This is a genomic window from Hyphobacterium sp. (genome assembly GCF_965228115.1).
Classification (GTDB): Bacteria; Pseudomonadota; Alphaproteobacteria; order Caulobacterales; family Maricaulaceae; genus Hyphobacterium.
In genome coordinates, this window is the sequence record NZ_OZ245794.1 from 1,478,108 (window position 1) to 1,499,745 (window position 21,638).

General features: G+C 59.2%; 19 protein-coding genes. 4 read left to right on the forward strand and 15 right to left on the reverse strand.

What is annotated here, in order from left to right; all coding sequences use genetic code 11:
• Window positions 1–43: 43 nt before the first annotated feature.
• The 5 genes from ACO079_RS07850 to ACO079_RS07870 form a co-directional block, all read right to left on the reverse strand.
• Window positions 44–436, reverse strand: a complete 393-nt coding sequence (locus tag ACO079_RS07850; protein WP_421789020.1) for a RidA family protein — start codon at window positions 434–436, stop codon at window positions 44–46.
• Complete coding sequence (locus ACO079_RS07855) at window positions 433–1,602, reverse strand: acyl-CoA dehydrogenase family protein (RefSeq protein WP_421789022.1); 1,170 nt, start codon at window positions 1,600–1,602, stop codon at window positions 433–435. Before ACO079_RS07855 ends, ACO079_RS07850 begins: the two co-directional genes overlap by 4 nt.
• A gap of 2 nt (window positions 1,603–1,604) precedes the next feature.
• On the reverse strand, window positions 1,605–2,414 hold the full coding sequence (locus ACO079_RS07860; RefSeq protein WP_421789023.1) for an enoyl-CoA hydratase family protein: 810 nt from the start codon (window positions 2,412–2,414) through the stop codon (window positions 1,605–1,607).
• Window positions 2,411–4,687, reverse strand: coding sequence for a bifunctional salicylyl-CoA 5-hydroxylase/oxidoreductase (locus tag ACO079_RS07865; protein WP_421789025.1), 2,277 nt, complete (start codon window positions 4,685–4,687; stop codon window positions 2,411–2,413). Before ACO079_RS07865 ends, ACO079_RS07860 begins: the two co-directional genes overlap by 4 nt.
• Before the next feature lie 74 nt (window positions 4,688–4,761).
• A complete protein-coding gene (locus ACO079_RS07870) occupies window positions 4,762–6,222 on the reverse strand; it encodes a sodium/proline symporter (RefSeq protein WP_421789027.1) in 1,461 nt (486 codons plus the stop codon).
• 122 nt (window positions 6,223–6,344) lie between these two features.
• On the opposite strand from ACO079_RS07870, the gene ACO079_RS07875 reads away from it, so the two are divergent.
• Window positions 6,345–7,538: an acyl-CoA dehydrogenase gene (locus tag ACO079_RS07875; protein ID WP_421789028.1), complete on the forward strand. Its 1,194-nt coding sequence runs from the start codon at window positions 6,345–6,347 to the stop codon at window positions 7,536–7,538.
• 8 nt (window positions 7,539–7,546) lie between these two features.
• Here ACO079_RS07875 and ACO079_RS07880 read toward each other — a convergent pair whose 3' ends face one another.
• The 7 genes from ACO079_RS07880 to ACO079_RS07910 all read right to left on the reverse strand — a co-directional run bounded on the left by ACO079_RS07880 (window position 7,547) and on the right by ACO079_RS07910 (window position 14,770).
• A complete protein-coding gene (locus tag ACO079_RS07880; RefSeq protein WP_421789029.1) occupies window positions 7,547–8,440 on the reverse strand; it encodes a hypothetical protein in 894 nt (297 codons plus the stop codon).
• Window positions 8,441–8,502: 62 nt separating this feature from the next.
• Window positions 8,503–9,426, reverse strand: coding sequence for an RDD family protein (locus ACO079_RS07885; RefSeq protein WP_421789032.1), 924 nt, complete (start codon window positions 9,424–9,426; stop codon window positions 8,503–8,505).
• A complete protein-coding gene (locus ACO079_RS07890; protein ID WP_421789033.1) occupies window positions 9,426–10,427 on the reverse strand; it encodes a stage II sporulation protein M in 1,002 nt (333 codons plus the stop codon). The genes ACO079_RS07885 and ACO079_RS07890 overlap by 1 nt, the downstream gene beginning before the upstream one ends.
• Entirely contained in the window at window positions 10,424–11,713 is a 1,290-nt protein-coding gene (locus ACO079_RS07895; protein WP_421789034.1) for a DUF58 domain-containing protein, read from the reverse strand. The genes ACO079_RS07890 and ACO079_RS07895 overlap by 4 nt, the downstream gene beginning before the upstream one ends.
• Complete coding sequence (locus tag ACO079_RS07900) at window positions 11,713–12,669, reverse strand: AAA family ATPase (protein WP_421792931.1); 957 nt, start codon at window positions 12,667–12,669, stop codon at window positions 11,713–11,715. The genes ACO079_RS07895 and ACO079_RS07900 overlap by 1 nt, the downstream gene beginning before the upstream one ends.
• A 5-nt stretch (window positions 12,670–12,674) precedes the next feature.
• Window positions 12,675–14,087 (reverse strand): hypothetical protein, encoded by a 1,413-nt coding sequence (locus tag ACO079_RS07905; protein ID WP_421789036.1) that lies wholly within the window; start codon window positions 14,085–14,087, stop codon window positions 12,675–12,677.
• The gene (locus ACO079_RS07910; RefSeq protein WP_421789037.1) at window positions 14,084–14,770 is read right to left on the reverse strand and encodes a DUF4129 domain-containing protein; all 687 of its coding nucleotides are present in this window, start codon (window positions 14,768–14,770) and stop codon (window positions 14,084–14,086) included. The genes ACO079_RS07905 and ACO079_RS07910 overlap by 4 nt, the downstream gene beginning before the upstream one ends.
• Before the next feature lie 195 nt (window positions 14,771–14,965).
• Between ACO079_RS07910 and alr the strand changes: the two genes are divergently transcribed.
• The 3 genes from alr (at window position 14,966) to ACO079_RS07925 (ending at window position 19,272) form a co-directional block, all read left to right on the forward strand.
• Window positions 14,966–16,054: an alanine racemase gene (alr, locus tag ACO079_RS07915; RefSeq protein WP_421789038.1), complete on the forward strand. Its 1,089-nt coding sequence runs from the start codon at window positions 14,966–14,968 to the stop codon at window positions 16,052–16,054.
• 41 nt (window positions 16,055–16,095) lie between these two features.
• On the forward strand, window positions 16,096–18,678 hold the full coding sequence (locus tag ACO079_RS07920) for a M14 family zinc carboxypeptidase (protein WP_421789040.1): 2,583 nt from the start codon (window positions 16,096–16,098) through the stop codon (window positions 18,676–18,678).
• 84 nt (window positions 18,679–18,762) lie between these two features.
• Complete coding sequence (locus tag ACO079_RS07925; protein ID WP_421789042.1) at window positions 18,763–19,272, forward strand: hypothetical protein; 510 nt, start codon at window positions 18,763–18,765, stop codon at window positions 19,270–19,272.
• Here the strand turns inward: ACO079_RS07925 and fghA are convergent.
• The 3 genes from fghA to ACO079_RS07940 are packed head-to-tail and all read right to left on the reverse strand — an operon-like array spanning window position 19,269 to window position 21,633.
• Complete coding sequence (gene fghA / locus ACO079_RS07930) at window positions 19,269–20,099, reverse strand: S-formylglutathione hydrolase (protein WP_421789044.1); 831 nt, start codon at window positions 20,097–20,099, stop codon at window positions 19,269–19,271. The genes ACO079_RS07925 and fghA overlap by 4 nt on opposite strands.
• Window positions 20,100–20,101: 2 nt before the next feature.
• Entirely contained in the window at window positions 20,102–20,500 is a 399-nt protein-coding gene (locus ACO079_RS07935) for a VOC family protein (protein WP_421789046.1), read from the reverse strand.
• Window positions 20,501–20,514: 14 nt separating this feature from the next.
• Window positions 20,515–21,633 (reverse strand): S-(hydroxymethyl)glutathione dehydrogenase/class III alcohol dehydrogenase, encoded by a 1,119-nt coding sequence (locus ACO079_RS07940; protein ID WP_421789048.1) that lies wholly within the window; start codon window positions 21,631–21,633, stop codon window positions 20,515–20,517.
• Window positions 21,634–21,638: the final 5 nt, after the last annotated feature.

A 21,638-nucleotide genomic window follows, 5' to 3' on the forward strand; every position in this document is an offset into this window, starting at 1 on the left:
AGGGGCATTGTGCACCGGAGAGGCGCTCGGCGGAAGTGCTGCTTTATTCCGACACTACCGCCGTGGTTTCAATCTCCACCTGAGCGCGCTCTTCCACCAGCCCGGCGACGATGACAAACGCCATTGTCGGGTAGTTCTTCCCCATCAGCGCTTTCCAGATCGCTCCCAGGCGCGGGGCCGCGTCCAGATAGGCTTTCCGGTCGGTGATATAGCCGGTCATGCGGACAATATGCTCCGGCCCGGCACCCGCTTCTTTCAGGACCATCAGCGTATTGCGCAGCACTTGTTCGAACTGGTCGGCGAAATCATCCGAGACGATGGTTTCGGTCTCATCCCAGCCGATCTGTCCGGCGACGAAAATCTGCCGTCCGGTGGCTTCGATACCGTTGGAATAGCCCTTCGGGCGGGGCCAATGATCCGGTTGGAGAACTTTCATGATCCCTCCGACAAGAGATGCCGCGCAATGATCAGTTTTTGAACTTCCGAGGCGCCCTCATAAATCCGTAGCGCCCGGATTTCGCGGTAAAGCGCTTCGGGAACCGAGCCCTTGGTGACGCCCATTCCGCCGAAAATCTGCACGGCTTTGTCAATCGTCTGCTGCGCCGTTTCGGTGGCGTAGTATTTCGCCATCGCGGCTTCGCGCGAGATACGGCCCGCGCCGGTATCCTTTTTCCAGGCGGCTCGGTAGATCAGCAGAGCTGCCGCATCGATATCGATCGCCATCTCGGCGAGTTGGGACTGAACCACTGGCATTTCGGCCAGTGTGCCGCCAAACAGCTCTCGCATCTGGGCGCGGTTTCGCGCTTCATCCTGCGCCCGGCGCGCAAAACCGAGTGCGGCCGCCGCGACGGTCGACCGGAACACATCCAGCGTGCCCATTGCATATTTGAACCCGGCATTTTCGTCGCCGATAAGGGCAGAAGCTGGCACACGACAATCATCAAGCTTCAACCGCGCCAGCGGATGCGGCGCGATCACCTCGATCCGCTCTGCGATTGTCAGGCCGAGCGTATCAGCAGGCACGAGGAACGCTGAAATTCCGCGCGCGCCCTCACCGCCCGTGCGGGTAAAAATCGTATAGAAATCAGCGATCCCGCCATTGGAGATATAGGTTTTCTCGCCATTCAGGACGTATTCGCCCCCGTCCTGTCTTGCCGTCATGGCCAGTGACGCGACATCCGATCCGGCCTCCGGCTCGGTCAGCGCGAAAGCCGCGATGGCTTCACCGGATGCGACCTTGGGCAGCCATTCGGCTTTCTGGTCGTCAGACCCGAAGAGCGACAGCGTGCCGGAGCCCAGCCCTTGCATGGCAAAGACAAAATCCGCGAGTCCTGAGTGATAGCCCAGCGTCTCCCGCATCAAACAAAGCGAGCGAACCTCCAGCGTTTCATTTAACCCGCCAAAAGCCGCCGGGACACAATTCTTTAGCCAGCCGGCTGCTCCCATCTGACGCGCCAGCGCCCGGCAATCGGCATCAACATCGCCATGTTCGTCAAAGCCATCTGATCCAATCTCGGCCTCGCACCAATCGCGCGCGGCAACAGCCAGTTCGCGGTGCTGATCCTCAAAAAACGGCCATTCGAGATAGGACGTGTCGGCCATGCCTAGTTCCCCTCGAAGACGGGTTTTTCCTTGGCGATAAAGGCGCGATAGGCCCGGCGGAAGTCTTCAGTCTGCATGCAGATGGCTTGTGCCTGAGCTTCAGCCTCGATCGCCTGATCAATGCCCATATCCCATTCTGCATTCAGCTGGGTCTTGGTGATGCCATTGGCAAAAGTCGGCCCGGCGGCAATGCGCTGCGCCCACTTGCCCGCTTCCGTCATTAAATCACCCGCGGATACCACCGTGTTCCAGAACCCCCAGCGCTCGCCCTCCTTGGCGCTCATTGAGCGGCCAAAGAAAAGAAGCTCGCTCGCCCGCCCCTGCCCGATAATGCGGGGCAGGATGGCGCAGGCACCCATATCGCACCCGGCCAAGCCCACGCGATTAAAGAGGAAGGCGGTCTTGGCCTCCGGCGTCGCGATGCGCATGTCTGATGCCATCGCCAATATCGCCCCGGCGCCGACGCACACGCCATCCACCGCGGCGATCACTGGCTGTGGGCAATGCCGGATTGCTTTGACCAGATCACCCGTCATGCGCGTGAACTCGAGCAATTCCGGCATGTCCATCTCGGTCAGCGGCCCGATAATTTCCCGCACATCGCCGCCGGAACAGAAATTACCGCCAGAACCGGTCAGGATGATGGCTTTGACCTTCGGCGCATAAACCAGCGCGCGGAAGAAATCGCGCAATTCGGCATAGCTCTCGAATGTCAGCGGGTTTTTCTTTTCCGGCCGGTTCAGCGTGACTGTGCCGATGCCGTTTTCAAACGACCACAGGAAATGTTCCGGCGTGTGAGTTTCCGGGTTCATACCTTCATCTCCTGCATCAGGGCGGCCTTCTCCAGATTGCGTTTCAGCTGGACATGCCCGGCAATATACTGGTTCGGCACACCCGCATTCTTATAGCCCAGCTCGGCAGCAGCGCGCAGCGTCCAGTAAGGATCGGCGAGATGCGGCCTTGCCAGTGCCACCAGATCCGCCCGGCCGGCTGCGAGGATCGAATTGACGTGATCGGTTTCATAGATGTTGCCCACCGCCATCGTGGCGCAATGCAGCGAGTTCCGAACACGGTCAGAAAACGGCGTCTGGAACATACGGCCATAGACGGGCTGTTGTGCAGGTGTCGTCTGCCCGGCGGACAGATCAATTAAATCCGCGCCCGCTTCCACAAAGGCTTCGGCAACGAGCACCGTATCTTCTGGCTGAATGCCCGCCTCACCGATCCAGTCGGTTGCCGACAGGCGCACCGCCATCGGCCGGTCCGCTGGCCAGGCGTCCCGCATCACGCGGAACACTTCCAGCGGATAGCGCAACCGGTTTTCCAGGCTGCCGCCATACTCATCCGTGCGGTGATTGCTGACCGGCGTGATGAAGGATGAAAGAAGATAGCCGTGAGCGGCGTGCATCTCGACCATGTCGAATCCGGCCCCCAGCGCGCGCTGGGTCGCGGCAACAAACTCTGCTTTTACCCGATCCATGTCGTCGCGGGTCATCTCGCGCGGAGTCTGATTCTTTGCCGACCAGGGGATGGGCGATGGTGCGATCAAGGGCCACGCACCGCCATCAAGCGGTTCATTGTCGCCTTCCCAGGAAAGCTTCGTCGCGCCCTTGCGGCCCGCATGACCCAGCTGGACCGCCATCTTGGCGTTATTGGCGTGAACATGATCGGTGACGCGCTTCCAGGCTGCGACATGCTCATCGTTATAGAGACCGGCACATCCCGGCGAGATGCGCGCATCGGGAGCCACATTCGTCATTTCCGAATAGATCAGTCCGGCCCCGCCCATGGCGCGCGAGCCATAATGGACGAAGTGGAATTCATTGATCAGCCCGTCCTCGCTGGAATACATGCACATGGGCGAAACCACGACGCGGTTTTTTAGCTCCATACCCCTCAGCGAAAAGGGAACGAACATGGGGGGCCGCATCTCCACCCCCTGCTTGGCGGCGAACCAGCCCTCCATGCGCGCCATCCACTTTGGATCGCGTTCGCGCAGATTCTCATGGCTGATCCGCTGAGACCGGGTGAGCAGGGAATAGGCAAATTGCTCGGGTTCGAAATCCAGATAGCGATCCAGCGTTTCAAACCATTCCGTGGAGTTCCGCGCCGCTGATTGAAGCTTCAAAACTTCGACCGTGCGTTCTTCCTGATAATCCTGCAGCCCCTCTTCGACCGGCTTGTCCCGAGAAGTCAGAACCTCGGCCAGCATGATCGCGTCTTCAAAGGCCAGCTTGGTCCCCGACCCGATGGAGAAGTGCGCCGTATGCGCGGCATCCCCCAACAGGATGATGTTCTTGTGCATCCAGGTTTCGCACAAGATTCGCCGGAAATTCAGCCAGGCCGACCCGCGCAAATGCTTGGCATTGCTCATTAACTCATGGCCATCCAGCCATTCCGCGAACAGGCCCTCAGCCGCGCGGCAGGTCTCGTCCTGATCCATCTGATCAAAGCCCAGACCGCGCCAAGTCTCTTCTGAACACTCCACAATAAAGGTCGAGAGATCATCATCAAATCGATAAGCATGCGCCCACACCCAGCCATGCTCGGTCTCGACAAAAGCAAAGGTGAAAGCGTCAAAAATCTTGTGCGTGCCCAGCCAGACGAATTTATTGGCGCGCACATCAATGTCCGGCTTGAACACGTCGGCATATTTCTCGCGGACACGCGAATTGATGCCGTCTGACGCAATAATCAGATCCGCATCGGGCAGGTCTTCCGGATCAACGTCTGCTTCAAAATGCAGTGTGACGCCCAGCCCGCGCGCACGATCTTGCAAAATGTTCAAAAGGCGCTTGCGGCCAATGCCGCAGAAGCCATGGCCCCCAGAGGTTTCCGTTGTGCCTTTGAAATGCACATCAATGTCGTCCCAATGGGCCAGAGAGTCGGCAATGGCCTGCGCGCTTTCCGGATCGGTCGCCGCCAAATTGTCCATGGTCTGATCAGAGAAAACGACGCCCCAGCCGAACGTGTCACCCGGCTTATTGCGCTCATAAATGTCGATCTCGACATCCGGTTTTTTCAGCTTCATGGCGATGGCGAAATAGAGCCCCGCCGGGCCGCCGCCGATACAGGCAATCTTCATGCGCCTTCCCGCCTCCTCGCTCTGCTGTTGGCTAGACCTTCACACAAACGCTGGCGCGGGCAAAGTACCGCGCTTCACCCGCTCGCCTTCGCCGCGCGCCGCGAAAAAACAAACAGCAGAACCAACGGAACAATCCACGGCACAACCCGTTCGAATGGATCGCCCGGCAGGGCAGCCAATTGCCCGGCCCAGCCGTCACCGCCAATTTGCCCGGCCAGATAGAAAAACACCGTCATTCCAAATCCGGAAAGGATGGCAGCCAGGATCGCCCAGCCTTCTGGTTCCCGATTGAAAACGCGGACCAGCACGACCGGGCCGAAAGCCGCCCCCAGCGCCGACCACGCAAACAACACACGGCTGAAAATCGTTGCGGGCAAAGCCAGCGCCAGAGCCACCGCCAGTCCGACCAGCACCGCCATCACGATGCGGGAGATCAGCACTTCCCGACCTGGAAAACGCCGCACCACGCCCATATCATGCGCCACCGCAGCCGACGTCGCGATGAGAAGCGAATCCACCGTCGACATCACCGCCGACAGTACGGCGGCGATGATCAGTCCCGCCAGCATGGCGGGGAAGAGATCATTCGCCATCTGATAGAGGAGCGCTTCGCCACCGGCTTCTCCGCCGGTCAAAGCGCGGCCGGACAAGGCCAGCGTGATCATGCCGAGATAGACAATCACCGCCCACCCGATCGCAATTTGAAAACCCTGCTTGCGGGCCGCCTCATCTTTCACCGCCATCAGGCGAGAAATCAGATGTGGTTGGCCAAAGGGCCCCAGCCCGATCGCCATAACGCCCAGCACAAAGCCGATGAAAACAAACCCGGCATGGGGACCGGTCAGGGTAAGATATCCATCCGGCGAGTTGGCCTGTAGCGTTTGCCAGACTTCTGCGGGACCGCCCGCCGCAATCAGCGCCGCCAGTGGAAGGACGACAGCAATGACGGCCATCAGCGCGCCTTGCAGCATGTCGGTGACGCTGACGGCCCAGAACCCACCCAGCAGCGCATACAAAAGGATCACCGCAGCGCCGATTAAGAGGCTTTCCAGTCTGGGCAGGCCGAGCTGCGTCTCGAAGGCCGTGCCTGCTGCTCCGAATTGCGCCGCGATGTAGAAGATGAAGCAGAAGAAAATCAGCAGAGCCGATGAGAGCGCAATGAGGGGTTTCATCCCGCCCTTCGTTTCAGCCGTCATGAAATCGACGATGGTGACATGGTTGCGAGCCGCTGTTTCCTCGCGCAAGCGGCGTCCGAATACCAGCCACACCACGACATAGCCCGCCCAGATACCCGGCACCATCCACAGTGCGCTCAGCCCGTTGGCGTACACAAAACCGGTAAAGCCCAGCAGCACCCAGGCCGAGGACGTTGACGCCGCATAGGACAGGCCGGCCACCCAGGCCCCCAGGCCGCGCCCGCCAAGAAAGAAATCATCTTCGGTCTTCGTTCGCCGCGACGCCCACAAGCCGATCAGGACCAGCGCCAGCTTGTAGATCACCAGCGTGGCGATCACGATGAGATTGTCTGTGGTCATAGCCTCTCCCCACGCCAGCCTAGCGCGGGTCGGAGGTGCGGCCTAGTGACCTGCGCAATGGACCTTGCGCGGCGAAAATGCGATGGAACGACCAACACATTCAGGGATGACGGACCAGCGCCATGAACACGCACGCAAACATCGATTCCAAGACTTTCAACTGGGAAGACCCGCTGGATCTGGGTAGCTGGCTCTCAGAAGAAGAGCGGATGGTTCAGGAGACCGCCCGCGGCTATGCACAAGACAAGCTTCTGCCGCGTGTTATCGAAGCCGCCCGCGAAGAAAAGTTTGACCGCAACATCATGACCGAGATGGGCGAGTTGGGCCTGTTGGGCTCTACCCTGCCGGAAGAATATGGCGGCTCGGACCTCAATCATGTGGCTTATGGGCTGATTGCGCACGAAGTTGAGAAAGTGGATTCTGGCTATCGCTCGGCCATGTCGGTACAATCGTCCCTGGTGATGTATCCGATCTTCGCTTTTGGCTCCGAAGAGCAGAAACAGAAATTCCTGCCCAAGCTCGCCTCCGGCGAATGGGTAGGCTGTTTTGGTCTGACCGAACCGGATGGCGGCTCTGATCCGGGCGCCATGCGCACTACGGCCACGAAGGTCGAGGGCGGTTACATTCTGAACGGCTCGAAAATGTGGATCACCAATTCGCCAATCGCCGATGTCGCCGTGGTCTGGGCCAAGCTGGATGGCTCAATCCGTGGCTTCATCGTCGAGCGCGGCACGCCCGGCTTCGAGACCCCGAAAATCGAAGGCAAGATGAGCCTGCGTGCTTCAGTCACCGGCTCCATCACGCTAAGCGATTGCAAGGTCGGTGAAGACGCACTGATGCCGAATGTCAAAGGCCTGCGTGGCCCCTTCTCCTGCCTGAACAAGGCGCGCTATGGCATTGCCTGGGGCGCGATGGGCGCGGCCTCATTCTGCTGGCATGCGTCACGCGAATATGCCCTGGAACGCATCGTGTTCGGCAAGCCGATTGCCGCCACCCAGCTGGTTCAGAAGAAACTCGCCGACATGCAGACCGAAATCGCGCTGGGCCTGATGGGCGCGCTGCGCCTGGGCCGGCAGCTGGATGATGGCGCCTGGGTGCCGGAAACCATTTCCCTGATGAAGCGCAATAATTGCGGCAAGGCGCTCGCTATTGCCCGCGAGGCGCGCGACATCCATGGCGGCAATGGCATCGCCGAGGAATACCATGTCCTGCGCCACGCCATTAATCTGGAAACGGTCAACACTTACGAGGGCACGCATGATGTTCATGCGCTGATCCTCGGCCGCGCCCAGACGGGCATTCAGGCGTTTGCCTAGCTGGGCGTCTAATCGAAGACCGTTCTGAGGATGTCGGCTTCGCCGCCTTCCTTGATCTCGCGCAACCGCGTGTAAACGATGGCGGGCGGAATCAATGAGATCGGCAGACTCAGCCCGTTCACGCCTGCATTGATGAGGCTATACCACCAGGGCAGGACGAACTCGGTGCTTTGACTCATACCATCAAGATTTTGCGCAAGGAACGCCACCGAGACGGCGCCAATGATCAATCCGAGCACCATTGAGACCATCAGCAAGATGAAAAACAGCAGGATCATCTGTCCGATAATCGCGCCGCGATAACCGCGCGTAAGTTCCAGGCTGCGGCCCAGCGCCCCAAAACCGGCATTTTCGAACACAATCGCCGGCATGTAGACGTAAAACATCGCGGCAACGATCAACGCGACCACCATAAAGGCGGGCACGATAGCAAAGAGCAGCCAGACCAAATCCGGATTGGTCCAGATCATTCCAAAAATGGCACCATAAATGGCAAACACAATGAGCAGAAACAGAAGCGTAATGCCAATGATCGGGATGAGGCCACGCAACGCCGCGGCGATTGCGCGGCCCAAGGCATAGCCCTGCCCCATGCGCATCGACACCGCCATGTAGATCATGACCGCCTGCAGGAAGACAAAGCCCAGAATGAAGGGAATAACAGCGGCGGCGATTGTTATCCCGAAGCTGAGCGCTTCGAATTCACCCGTCGCGATGCTGTCCTGAATGGTGCGTTGAAGCGACTGGTTGAGGAACAGATCAAAGAAAAAATACGGCACGAAGACGATGACAAAAAAGACCGGCAATGTCTTGAAATAAAGCCCGAAGACATCCCCGATCACCTTGCCGATATCAAGCGGCTGTTTGCCCGCAGGCGGCGGGCTGGCGCTGGCATCCGTCATTTCATTCCCTCCCCGAAATCATGACCGCATAAGTGTGCCTAATCACGCCGCACAATCAATGATTATCGGTCTGATTTGGCATCTTTTTCCTGATGATATTTGTCATCCCGGACCTCGCCGAAGAGTTGCTTTTGCTCAAGGAAGGCCCGTTGGGCGCGGTAGAGGGCATGAAGGAAAGCCAGCGCTCGGTTGTCCGGCACGGCCTCCTCATATCCGATCTTTCTGCGGATCTGCGCGGCTACCTCGATGAGAGTCTGCCGCATGGCTTTTTTGACAGGCTTGTCCAACGGATTGGCCCGCAAGAGGGTTTCCAGCGTCTGCAGTTCAAACCGGCCATAATGCTCCAGCTGATCGGCTGAAAAGACGAATTCGGCCTCGGCTTTCGAGACCGTGAGGTCCGGCATCAAGATGACTTTCGGCTGGCGCGCCACATAGGTGTTGGCGAGGATATCGCCAATCCGCTGCCGTTTCTTGTTGGACAACGGTACGATCAACAAGATTGCAATCCATACAAACAGGATCAGCGACCAGAACCAGCCCAGCGAGGCCGCCCCCAGCAACATGGTGCCAGGAATAAAGACCTCCACCTCCTTCATCAGATTGCGCGCCACCACGCCATGCGTGGTCAGGCCGCGGCCATCTGCGGCGAGAACACGCAAACCGGTCAGGCGTTTGCCCAGCGTCTGCCCGTTCCAGAACAATTCAGCGAGAATGTAATAGGGCGCGCGAATGAACAGCATTAGAAGCGAGAAAAGAACAAAGGCGGGCTGGGCGCCCAATCCGAAGGGCAATAGCGCGACGACAAGCGTTATCGCCAGCGCGCCAAACCCGGTAATCAGGATATCGATTATCTGCGCGCCCAACCGGCTCATCAAGCTGGCAATCTCGAAACGGACCGGTACGCCCTCTGGCGGTATCAGCATGGCATAGCGCATGCGCGCGGCATCCTGCCGGGCGGCTTCAGCGGCATTTCTTGCCCGCGCCATCAGCGACGCCTCCAACTAGCCAGCAGGAACCAGCCAAGCCACAGCGCCCCGATGCCCCAACCGACCGCCAACCGGACCTCGGTTGATTGAATAAGTTGCCGCCCGAACCCTTCCAGCAAGCCCGCGGCAAACAGCATGATCGCTGCGATGATCGCCAGCTTGACGGCATCTTTTGAGGCGGCCCGCAACGCATCCTTGCGCGGCATATCTCCGGGGAACAGGAAGGCGAGCCCCAGGCCGAAACCGCCACCTGCAGCAATAGCAATCGCCGAAAGTTCCGTGACGCCGTGAATGGAGAGCCAGCCGAAGACTTCATAGCCCAGCCCGCGTTCGACGTGCAGCGCCACAAAGGCCCCGAGCACCAGCCCGTTATAAAGCGTCAAAAGAAAACTTGGCACGCAGGCGAATATGCCCAGCGCGAACGCAAAAAACGCAACGCGGGTATTGTGTGAAAACAGGAATGCCGCAAAGGCTCCCAACGATGCCAGAACATTGTGGTCGGTATCGAACAGGGCATCGCGCAGCATTTCTGTGCTGGCACCGGGATCGCGCCCCCCCGCCAAGCCTGCAGGCATGAAGGTGTAGTACCAGGCGCTGTCCTGAAAATAGAGCGCATAAGCGATGATGCCGCCCAGCCCCATTGCCAGAAATCCCAGCAAGAGACCCAGCCAGCTACGCCGCATGGCTTGCGGTGCGGACCTCGCAACGAAACGGGTGACCACCCCGCCCAGCGTTTCCTGAGGCGCATAAACCGCGATGAAAGCCCGCGCGACCAGCGCTTCCAGATAGACCAACAGAGCCTTATCCAGGGAAACATCCCGCGCCACGGACAGGCTTGTCGTCGCTGACCGGTAAAGCCGGGCAAGCTCCTGCGACTCTTCAAAGCTCAACCGCGCAGCCGCACCGCGCTCGGCTCGGGTGACGAGTTCTTCCAGACGCTTCCAGTCCGCTTCTCGCTGTTCGCGAAAACGTGCCGAACGCAGGCGGGCGGTTTCGCTCATGCCGCCTCCCGCGCTTTCAAATCGAGATACATGGACACAAGGCGCGGGGTCAGCGCTTGCGGTTCAACGTCTAGACACATGACGCCAAGCCGGTTCAGACGCTCGAACACAATGCGCCGCTCGCGGACGAAATCCGCCGCCGCCACGCTCTCTGCAGCATCGGCCAGCGAGACCACCGGTGCCGCCGCGAGAGCTTCCGTCTCCGGGTCACGCAGTGCAATGAAAATCACCAGATGCTCGCGGGCCATATGGCCCGCCTGTTCCACCATTAACTCCGCCGTGGTGGTATCAACAAAGTCGGAGAAAACGATCACCAGGCTTCGGCGTTTAAGTTGACCCTTCAGTGTCGCCAGCGCCAGCGTGTGATTGCTTTCGCGGCTCTCATAAGCCAGCTCACCAAGTATCCGCCGCATGCGCGGGAAGCCCTGCCGGCCCGGCTCCGGCGGATGCCAGATCCGCGGGCGGGAATCATAGGTAAAAAGCCCCACCTGATCGCCGCCTGCAGCCGCAGCCCAGGCCACGGCCAACGCCGCATTGATGGCGTGATCGATCTTCGGCAGGCCGGCGATCTCCTCGCGCATCAGATAACCGTTATCGAGCGCGACAATCACCGAGTGATTCCGCTCCGCCCGTGTTTCCTTAGCCAATAGCTTGCGCTGCCGGGCGGAACGCTTCCAGTCGATCCGCCTCAGGCTTTCGCCCGGGACGTACTCCCGCAATTGATGGAATTCGGACCCCTCGCCCTCCTGAAACGTGTTCTTCTGGCCCATCAGGCTGGTTTGAACGGCAAGATCAATCTCACCATTCAGAACCGGCCTTATGTCTGGCATCACCGTGATTTTAAGCGCGTTCCTGGCTTGAGGAACAAACTCAAAAAATCCCAATCGGCTTGGCCAGTTCAGCCAGGTTGTACTAAAGCGCCAGCTCCCCCTCGCCTTGGCCCGGACCTCGATTGGCACCGGCGAAACGCCCGCATCGGGAGATATCGCACTCGGACCAGTTAGTCCCTCTGGCCAATCGAATCGCAGAGTCAGTTGATCAGGCAGGGCGCGTTCAAAGACCAACTCATACCGGCCAGTTTCATTGCAAAAAAGTTGTTCCGGCCCGTCAATTTTCAAACGTGGAACGCGACCGAAGCTGAGGACCAGGTCCACCAGAACAAGAAGGCCCAACACCGTCCAGGGCAATACTAATAGCCCGGTATTGCCGTTGGCTACGGGCAGCATTAATCCGGTCAGGATCAAGGCTGTCAGCGACAACCAGAGAAGCCGGGTTGTGGGCCTCACTAGCGTGGCACCTCGATCCGGCCGAGAATACTCGTCAGAACATCATCGGCCGTCCGGCCTTCAATCTCGGCCGTGGGTCCCAGCACTATGCGATGGCGGAGCGCGGGCAGATAAAGATCACGGACATCATCGGGAATGGCGTAATCGCGGCCATCCAGCGCGGCTGCGGCACGCGTGGCGCCGGCAATTGCATCGGCCGCTCGTGTGGATGCGCCTTCGCGGATATCCGGATCGCTGCGCGTTTCGCGAACCAGATCAAGGATGTAGACGAGGATTTTTTCGTCCAGCCGGATCCCGTCTATCAGGTCCTGCGCTGCGGATAATTGGTCTGACGTCAGGACCGGTTCGATCTGCGCGGTCCGGCCATTGAAGTCGAGTGGCTGTGCCGCATGACGGCGCAGGATTTCCAGTTCGGCGTCGCGGTCCGGAAAATCGATGATGATCTTGAACAGGAAGCGATCATTCTGCGCTTCCGGCAAAGGATAGGTGCCCTGTTGTTCAATCGGGTTCTGCGTTGCAATGACGTGGAAATGGTCGCCCAGCGACAGGTCCTGGCCATCAATCGTGACAATCCGTTCCTGCATGGCCTGCAAGAGCGCCGCCTGCGTTTTTGGTGGGGCCCGATTGATCTCATCAGCCAGCAGGATATCGGTGAACACCGGCCCTTTCACAAGGCGAAAACTGTTGGCAGAAAAATCAAATAGATTGGCGCCGAGTACATCCCCCGGCATCAGATCCGGCGTGAACTGGACGCGGCCGAAATCAAGCGCCATGGCGGCGGCAAAACTGCGCGCAAGCAGCGTTTTCGCCGTCCCCGGCGGCCCTTCCAGCAAGCAATGCCCACGGGAAAAGGCGGAGATCAGAAGCTGATCGATAGCGCCGTCCTGGCCATGCACCGCTTTGCGGATTTCGTTGCGCAGAGCCTCGGCCCGGCCAGCAAAGTCATCAAGTGTCAGATCGGTCATGTCAGTTTCAGGGCCTTTTTGTATGCAGATTGGAGACGGGCGAGAACAGGAAGGGCTTGTTCCTTACCGGCATTGTGGGGCAGTTGATCGACCGCGACTAAAGCGGCTTCGAGATCGTTTGCGGCTGACGCATCACGGTGCCGCAAGACGCGGACCACGCGATCCTGCCGGTTTTCTTTGGGATTGTTCCGGCCCAGCGTGCGCTCGGCCAGCGTATGGAGATAGGAAGCGCGCAGCGCTTTCAGCAAAGCGCCATCGGCGCGCGCTTGGCGAAGCAAGCGGGCTTGCGCGGATAAAGCGGTCATCCGCGCCGCGCCATGACCTTCCGTAAAGCGCCGGACAAGCGGCACGCCACGGACACCACCACGCCAGATCAGAATGGCGAAAAACAGCAATCCGGCCAGCCAGAGCCAGGCGAAGGGCGGCTCGAAATAGCGCATCAAATCTGCCCAGCTCCGGCCAAGATTATTGGCTTCCGGCCGAGCCCAGACAGCGGTCGAATAGTCGATTAGGACACTCCCATCGCTGGCCAATTCGCGAATGAGCGCAATTGCCAGCTCCGCATTTGTGCCGCGAGCGAGGCCGTGATTGTTCAAAAGATCCGGATCGCTCAGCACCCAGAATGAGGTGCCCGCAGACGCGCACGAAAACAGAAGACCCCCATGGGACGACTCCATCATGGCCCGGCATTGCTGCGGGGCTTGCGCATATTGCGGCGCATAAAGCGTCGCTCGCCCCTCAACAAGACCAGAGAGATTGATGGCTTCAATCTCATACGGGGCTTGGGCTGCGACCCGCCGGATATCTGTGATCGAGGTCTCAGAATCTATCCGGATCATGTCATCGGTCTCAACGTAGAGCCCGGCTTCCCAATCCGCGAGCGCATCCGGCTTGTCGCCGGTGGTGTCCGGTTCAGCCGTGTCCGCCGCTGGTTCCTCGGCATCGACGCTGTCGCCGTCAGACGTAACCAGCTCACTATCCGGTAATAAGAAATCGGGATGGATCACACCGCCCAACCGGACACCATCCCGCCATTTCGGCAGGACGATCAGGGTCGGGATGTGCTCGGTTTTATCGGCAATCACCCATTCCCAGATCTGGCGCACCTCCCCGCGAAGGTAGGGATCGTTTGGTTCGTCCAGACGCCCGACACGCATAACATTGTCATCCATAAGCGGCAGGATACGAAGCCCGATACCGTCGCTGTCCAGCTGTCCGCCTCCGGCAAAATTTCGCGCATCAATATCATTCGCCTGTAGCCAGGCCGTTAAACCATCAAATCCGAATGCGCTGCGTTCGAGCCTGACCGCAGATGACAGCGAGAAAAGCCATAACAGGACAGCTGCAATAAGCCCGACAGCCAGAACGGCGCCAACTGCCGGAAGAATCGGTGAGCGTGTCTGGTTCATGATCCGCTCCGCCTGGAATGGACGACCGGACGGGCTTGTTCCACCGCCGCGACGAGTGCCTCGCGATCAATTGTATCGCCTGCATAGCGAACCCGTTCAGCGAGGCGTACCAGCTCGGCGACGGGTGAAAAATGCTCCCAGTTCTGCGGCAGCCGGCGGAGGACGGCGCGGGCGGTCTCGCTCCGCTTGAGCGACATGTCCATCTTATGGAGAGCAGACTCCAGGACGAGCCGCAACAAAGCGCCAAGGGCCTGATTTTCGTCACGGATCGCAAGGACATCCTCGAGCGTATCAACTTTCTGCCCGGCGGCGGCCGCAAGCCCGGTATGGGACTCGGCCTCCTCGATCTCGCCACGGTCTATCTCGCGGCTAAATGCCACCTGTATTCCAGCGCCGTACCGGATGATGAGGAAGACAATGAAAACCACTACGGTTGCGGCCAACAACCAGACGATCAACAGGGTCAGATTAATCGGCGGAGGCGCGCTCTCGCGCTCAATGGATTCGGGCGCACCGAGTTGAGCACGCCAATCCGCTTCTTCCGGCAGGATTTCGAGTTGATCTTGTAGATCCAGCCCTTCAACAACATCAGCATAGTCCAGTGGTGCTTCTTCATCTGCGTCCGCCGGACCCGGGGCTGAAATTGAAACAAGTATCGCCAGGAGCAGGACAAATGCGGACAAACACCCCCCCGGATCAATGAATCTGCCTGAACGGGTCATAGGTCCGACAGGCTCCCTCGGTTCGCCCTAACCACAACCAAAACCGTAGATAGCCAACAATATCAGGGCAAGACTAACCGGTTGCCTGTGGCAAAAATCTTTCAGCAACTGGCCATCGCCATGGACGCGGGCACAACGCGCTGAGAAACTTGTCATATGTCGTTGCGCCCAACCCTGACCGTCGATCTGAACGCGATTGCGGCGAATTACCGTCTGATGCGCGACCGGGTCGATCCTGCGGAGTGTTCCGCCGTCATCAAGGCGGATGGATATGGCCTTGGCGCCCTGCCCATCGCAGAACGGCTTCATCAGGAAGGGTGCCGCACCTTCTGGACCGCCCACTTGCATGAGGCTGTGGAAATCAGAAGCGCGCTCGCGAATCCGGACGTCTCCATTTTTGTGTTCAACGGCGTTGGCGACCAATCGGTTGCCGATTTTGTCGATAACCGTCTGACAGCCGTGCTGAACACAGTTTCGGAAATTGTACACTGGACGACAGCTGCGCCGGGCCAGCCGGTCGCGGTCCATCTTGATACCGGCATCAATCGCCTGGGGCTGAATGAAGCCGACGATGCAGTGTTGCTTGAGCACACCAATAGGGGCCTGCAAGTCCGCCAATGGGTGAGCCACCTGGCGTGTGCGGATGAACCTGCAAGGCAGGAAAACTGTCGCCAGCTGGACCGCTTCCTGTCGCGGCTGTCGAAACTCCCCAAAGCCACAAGATCGCTCGCAAATTCCAGCGGGTGTTTTCTCGACAAAGCCTACCATCTGGATCTGGTCAGGCCGGGCCTGGCGCTTTACGGCGCACAGCCGATTGCAGGACGAACACTGCCCTTGTCGATCCCCTACCGGTTTGAAGCCCCGATATTGCAGGTCCGGGCGTTTTCGGCTGGTGAGGCCTTTGGATATGGCGGCACGGCCATCGCGACTGAAAACGGATATGCAGCCACTGTAGGCGCAGGCTATGCGGACGGTGTACCGCGCGCCTTGTCCAACACCGGGCACATCTGGGTAGACGGCATCAAAGCGCCGATCCTGGGACGGGTCTCCATGGATTCCACGATTATTGATGTTTCGGACCATCCCGCTCCGGAAACGCTGGTTGAACAACAGGCCGAAATCTATGGTGCCCATCTCAGCGTCGACCAACAGGCCGCTGCTGCCGGGCTGTTAACCTATGAATTGCTGACGCGAATTGGCGGACGCACCGAGCGTCTTCATGTCAATGAGTTGGCGGATCGCTGACGCCGCGCTAGATCAGCATCAAAGAAAAGCGGGGAGACTTCATGATCCGGATGTTTGCAGCCTTGGTGCTAGCCGCAGCCTTGAGCCCTTCGGCTCTGGCCAATCCCATCACCTATTATCAAGTCGATGGCGTCGAATACGACAGCACAATCCCGATCCCCGAAGACAGCCTCGGCTTTGGCGTCGGCGAACGGCCGATCCGGCCCGGTCAAATGGCAGACTACCTGACGGAACTGGCAGCAAGCTCCAATCGGATCACGGTCGAAACCATCGGCTATTCACACGAACATCGCCCGATCCAGTTTTTTGTGGTGACCTCGCCGGAAAACCATGCGCGCCTCGAAGATATCCGCCAGCGTCATCTGGCCAGTCTCGAAGCCGGCGCGGCTCCCAATGATGGCCCTGCGATCATCTGGCTCAACTATGGCGTCCATGGCGCTGAAAGCTCAGGCATGGATGCGGTCATCCCGACGCTCTATCATCTGGCCGCTGCACAGGGCGCGGAGATCAATGCAACGCTGGACAATGCCGTCATCCTGATCACGGCTGTTTTTAATCCCGATGGTCATGCGCGGCGGGTTAATCATGTACAGACCTATGCGGGCAGCATTCCCGTCACCGACCCGAGCAATCACCAACACAATCTTTGGACCGCCGCCCGCGTCAATCACTACTGGTTCGACCTGAACCGGCAATGGCTGTTGCAAACCCAGCCGGAATCCCGCGCCTGGCTGGAACAATGGCATCACTGGAAGCCTCAGGTATCTGGCGATTTCCATGAGATGGGAACGGAAGCCACCTATTATTTCCACCCGGGAGAACCGCTGAGGCGTAATCCGCTCATCCCGGAGCGGGCCCGCGATTTGACCCTCGGCATTGCCGAATACCACATCGATTTCTTCGACAGTGAAGGCCTGCTGTACACCTCCGAAGAAGGCTTCGATAATTTCTATGTCGGCAAGGGATCAACCTATCCACAAGTCAATGGCTCGCTGGGCATTCTGTTCGAAGTGGGCGCCGCCCGCGGAGGATTGATTGAATCCGAACGCGGGCTTGTTAGCCACGCCGAGAATGTCCGCATGCAGTTCCGGACCGGTCTGACGACGATCGCAGGCACCATGGCGCAGCAGGAACAAATCGCGGCCTATCAACGCCAGTTTTTCGACAATGCCCGTGCTGAAGCCGGCCGGGATACGCGCCGGGCCTATGTATTCACCGCCGAAGGCGATCCGGAGCGTCTCAATATCTTCGTCGACCTGTTGCGCCGGCACGACATCACGGTAAATGCGCTGGCCAGCGATATCCGGATCGATGGCCATACCTATAGGGCGGGTGAAGCGCGGATCGTGCGCCTGGATCAGGATCAATACACCATGATCCGCAGCATGTTTGATCGTCCAACCGAGTTTGAAGAAAACGTCTTTTATGATGTGTCCGCCTGGACCATGCCGCTTCTCTTTGATCTTGAACACGCCGCGCTGGGACGGAATTTCTCAGCTGGCCTGATCGGTGAAGAAGTGTTCGCGCAAGAAACCGGGCGCGCCGCGCCTCCGCGCTCGACTTATGGCTATGTGCTGCGCTGGTCGGATTATTATGCGCCGCGCAGCCTTTATCGCCTTCTGGACAATGATGTCCTGGTGCGGATCGCGACAGAAACCGTGAATATCCCCGTTCACACGGGTTTGCGGGAGCTGGGGCCGGGGACGGTTTTTGTGCCGATGGCCGGTCAGGATGTAGATCATGAATCGATCTACCAACTCGTCTCGCAAGCCGCGACCGAAGACGGCGTGGCGGCCTATGCTGTGACGTCAGGCTCCACGCCCGGCAACACGCCTGACCTCGGCGACCGAAGCGGGTTCCGGGCAGTGGAGCGGCCGGAAATTCTGGTCCTTTTTGATAATGGCATTTCGACCAATGACGCCGGGGAGATCTGGCACCAGATCGACCATCGCATGCACATTCCGGTGACCTTGCGGCGCAAGAATGAAATCGGTGGGCTGGACTGGTCCCGCTACACCCACCTGATCATCGCCGGAGGCGGCAATACCGGCCTGTCTGACAGCGTGGCCGAGCGCGTTCGCCAATGGGTGCGCGAGGATGGCGGGGTGGTCATTGCCAGCCGGCAGGCCGCATTGATGGCTCAGGAAACCTTCCTGGGTCTCGAGCCCGAGGATGACGAGGATGAGTCCAGCGAAGAGGAGTCCGAAACACCGGATCGCCGCAATTATGCGCGGCGTCCTCTGGATGATGCAGAACATGTTATTGGCGGCGCATTGTTCGAGGGCGATCTTGATCCCAGCCATCCCATCGGCTTCGGATATGCGGACCGGTTTATCACGCTGCACCGGAATATGTCCGATACGCTCGAACGCCCGGATGGGGATCCTTTTGCGGTGGTGGTTCAGTACGCCGACAATCCATTATTGGCCGGCTATGCGTCAGACCGCCGGCAGGAAGAAATCGCGGGCACACCAGCCGTTGTGGCACAGCGGGTTGGTAGCGGGGCTGTGGTCTTGTTTGCGGACAATCCGAATTTCCGGGCCACCTATCGCGGCAATGAGAAGATGTTCATGAATGCCATCTTCTTTGCCCGTCTGATCACTCCGACCCGCGGCGATTATTAGGCTAGAAGGCTCACCAGCTTGTGAGTCCTCCTTTCCTGTCTTCTGTTCTAGACTGCGCGTCTGTGGGAGACAGGGGAGGAAAACATGAAACAGCTGGCATATGGCCTGGCAGGCGCACTCGCACTGTCCGCTACAGCGTATACCCAAACCATGCCGTGCGACGATCGCGACCCCGGCATTCTGGCCGAATTTGAAGGCAGCTGGCGATCGGACGGCAATGCCTTCGGACAACCCGCGCAAAGCGAGATGCGCTGGGCCCCGGTCATGGATGGCTGTTTCTGGCAGCTCACCTATGCCATCGAGACAAACCCGGGAACCGATGAAGCGAACATGTTCCGCGGGGTCGGTACCCATCATCATGAAGGCAGTGAGGTTTCCGGTCATTGGGTCGATAATTGGGGTGCCATGCACAATCTGCGTGGCTCCGCGACCGAGACCGAGCTGATGGTTTATTGGGGCGAACCCGACGCCCAGCTGGGCCGCTCGCGCTATACGCTGACCGGCGATGGTGCCGTTCAGGTGACCGACTGGATCCTCAATACCGAAGGCTGGCAACAGTTCAACGACAACCGGTTTGAGCGGGTGGAGGACTAACCCAGCGCGTTGGCATGATGGGCGATGTGATCGTCCATGAAGGTCGAAATGAAATAATAGGAATGATCATAGCCGTCCTGCCGGCGCAGGGTCAGCGACTGTCCCGCTTCGCGGCACGCGGCTTCGAACAATTCCGGCTTCAACTGGTCTTCCAGGAAATTATCGGCCAGGCCCTGATCGATCAGGATGTGCGCGCCCGACGCCTGTTTGCGGACCAGCTCACACGCATCATATTCCGCCCAGCGTAACCGATCCTCGCCTAGATAGGCCGTAAAGGCTTTGGTTCCCCACGGCACTTGCATCGGCGCAACGATGGGCGCGAAGGCCGAGCAGGACTTGTAGGTTTCGGGGTGTTTCAGATGCAGGGTCAACGCGCCATGTCCGCCCATGGAATGGCCGAAGATACCTTGGCGCGCCATCTCCGCGGGAAAATGCTCGGCGATGATCGACGGCAGCTCCTCCGTGATGTAGCGATCCATGGCGAAATGTTTGGACCAGGGCGCTTGTGTCGCCGTGAGGTAAAACCCGGCCCCCTGCCCCAGATCATAGTTTTCATCATCCGGCACGCCCACGCCGCGCGGGCTAGTATCGGGTGCGACCACAATCACGCCATGGCGCGCAGCGGCCTGTTGAAGATTGCCCTTCTCCATCACATTCGACCAGTTGCAGGTCAGACCCGACAAATACCACAGCACCGGCACCGGGCCTTCTGCGGCTTGCGGCGGCACATAGACCGCAAAGCGCATTTTCGTGCCCGTTACCGCCGAGTCATGGTCATGGACCGACAGCATTCCGCCGAAAGATTTGAAGGTGGAAACCTTTTCCACGCCTAGCTTCCCCGATACATGGCGCACAGCTTGTGGCCATCCGGATCACGGACATAGGCCAGATACATCTGACCGATGGCGGTGCGTTCGCGAAAGCCAGGTGGTTCTTCGATAGACACGCCGCCATTGGCCAGCGCGGCATCGTGAAACGCCTTGGCCTGTTCGCCGGACTCACACCTAAACCCAATCGTATTGCCATTCGCCACGCTCGCCGGCTCGCCATTGATGGGCTCGCTGATGCAAAACGTACCGCCATTATGAAGGTAAAAAAGGCGGGTCTGGCCGGTCTCGTTTACATGCTCGAAGGGCTCGCCTTCAAACCCCAACGTCGCCAGCACGGCCTCATAGAATTGGCGCGAGCGGTTGAGGTCATCCGTCCCGACCATAATGTGACTGAACATGTCTGATTCCGCTTCTAGTAAACCACCACGCTGCGAATGCTTTCGCCAGCATGCATCAGGCCAAAGCCCTTATTGATGTCTTCCAGATCCAGCTTGTGGGTGATCAGCGAGTCGATATCGATCTGGCCGTCCATATACATGTCGACGATTTTCGGCACATCCGTGCGCCCTCTCGCCCCACCAAAGGCCGTGCCGCGCCAGACACGGCCCGTCACCAGCTGGAAAGGCCGGGTTGAGATTTCCTGTCCGGCCCCGGCCACGCCGATAATCACGCTTTCGCCCCAACCCTTGTGACAGCATTCCAGCGCCGCACGCATCACCTCGACATTGCCGATGCACTCGAAAGAATAATCAGCGCCGCCCCCGGTCAGCTCGACCAGATGACCGACCAGCCCGTCATGGCCGCCCTCGATCTCCTTTGGATTGACGAAATCCGTCATGCCGAACTGGCGCGCCATGGCTTCCCGGGCCGGGTTGATATCAACACCGACTATCTGTTTGGCACCGATCAGCTTGAGCCCCTGAATGACGTTGAGGCCGATCCCGCCCAGCCCGAACACCACCGCCGTGGAATTCGGCTCTACCTTCGCGGTGAACATTACCGCGCCGATGCCTGTGGTAACGCCGCAGCCGATATAACAAATCTTGTCGAACGGTGCGTCTTTGCGGACCTTGGCCAGCGAGATTTCCGGTAGAACTGTGTGGTTCGAAAAGGTCGAGCATCCCATATAGTGCAGGATTTTCTGACCCTTATAGGAAAACCGGCTGGTCCCGTCCGGCATCACGCCTTGCCCCTGCGTCGCGCGCACTTTCTGGCAAAGATTGGTCTTGGGATGCAGGCAATATTCGCACTCCCGGCATTCTGCTGTGTAAAGCGGAATGACATGATCGCCCGGCTCCAGACTGGTGACGCCCGGCCCGACTTCCAGCACCACGCCCGCGCCCTCATGGCCCAGAATGGCCGGAAACGCGCCTTCCGGGTCCGCGCCGGACAGGGTGAATTCATCGGTGTGGCAAATGCCGGTTGCCTTGATCTCGACCAGCACTTCGCCCGCCTTCGGGCCTTCCAGATCAACCTCGCAGATCTCTAGCGGTTTTCCGGCTTCAAAGGCGACAGCGGCGCGTGTTTTCATCCCCG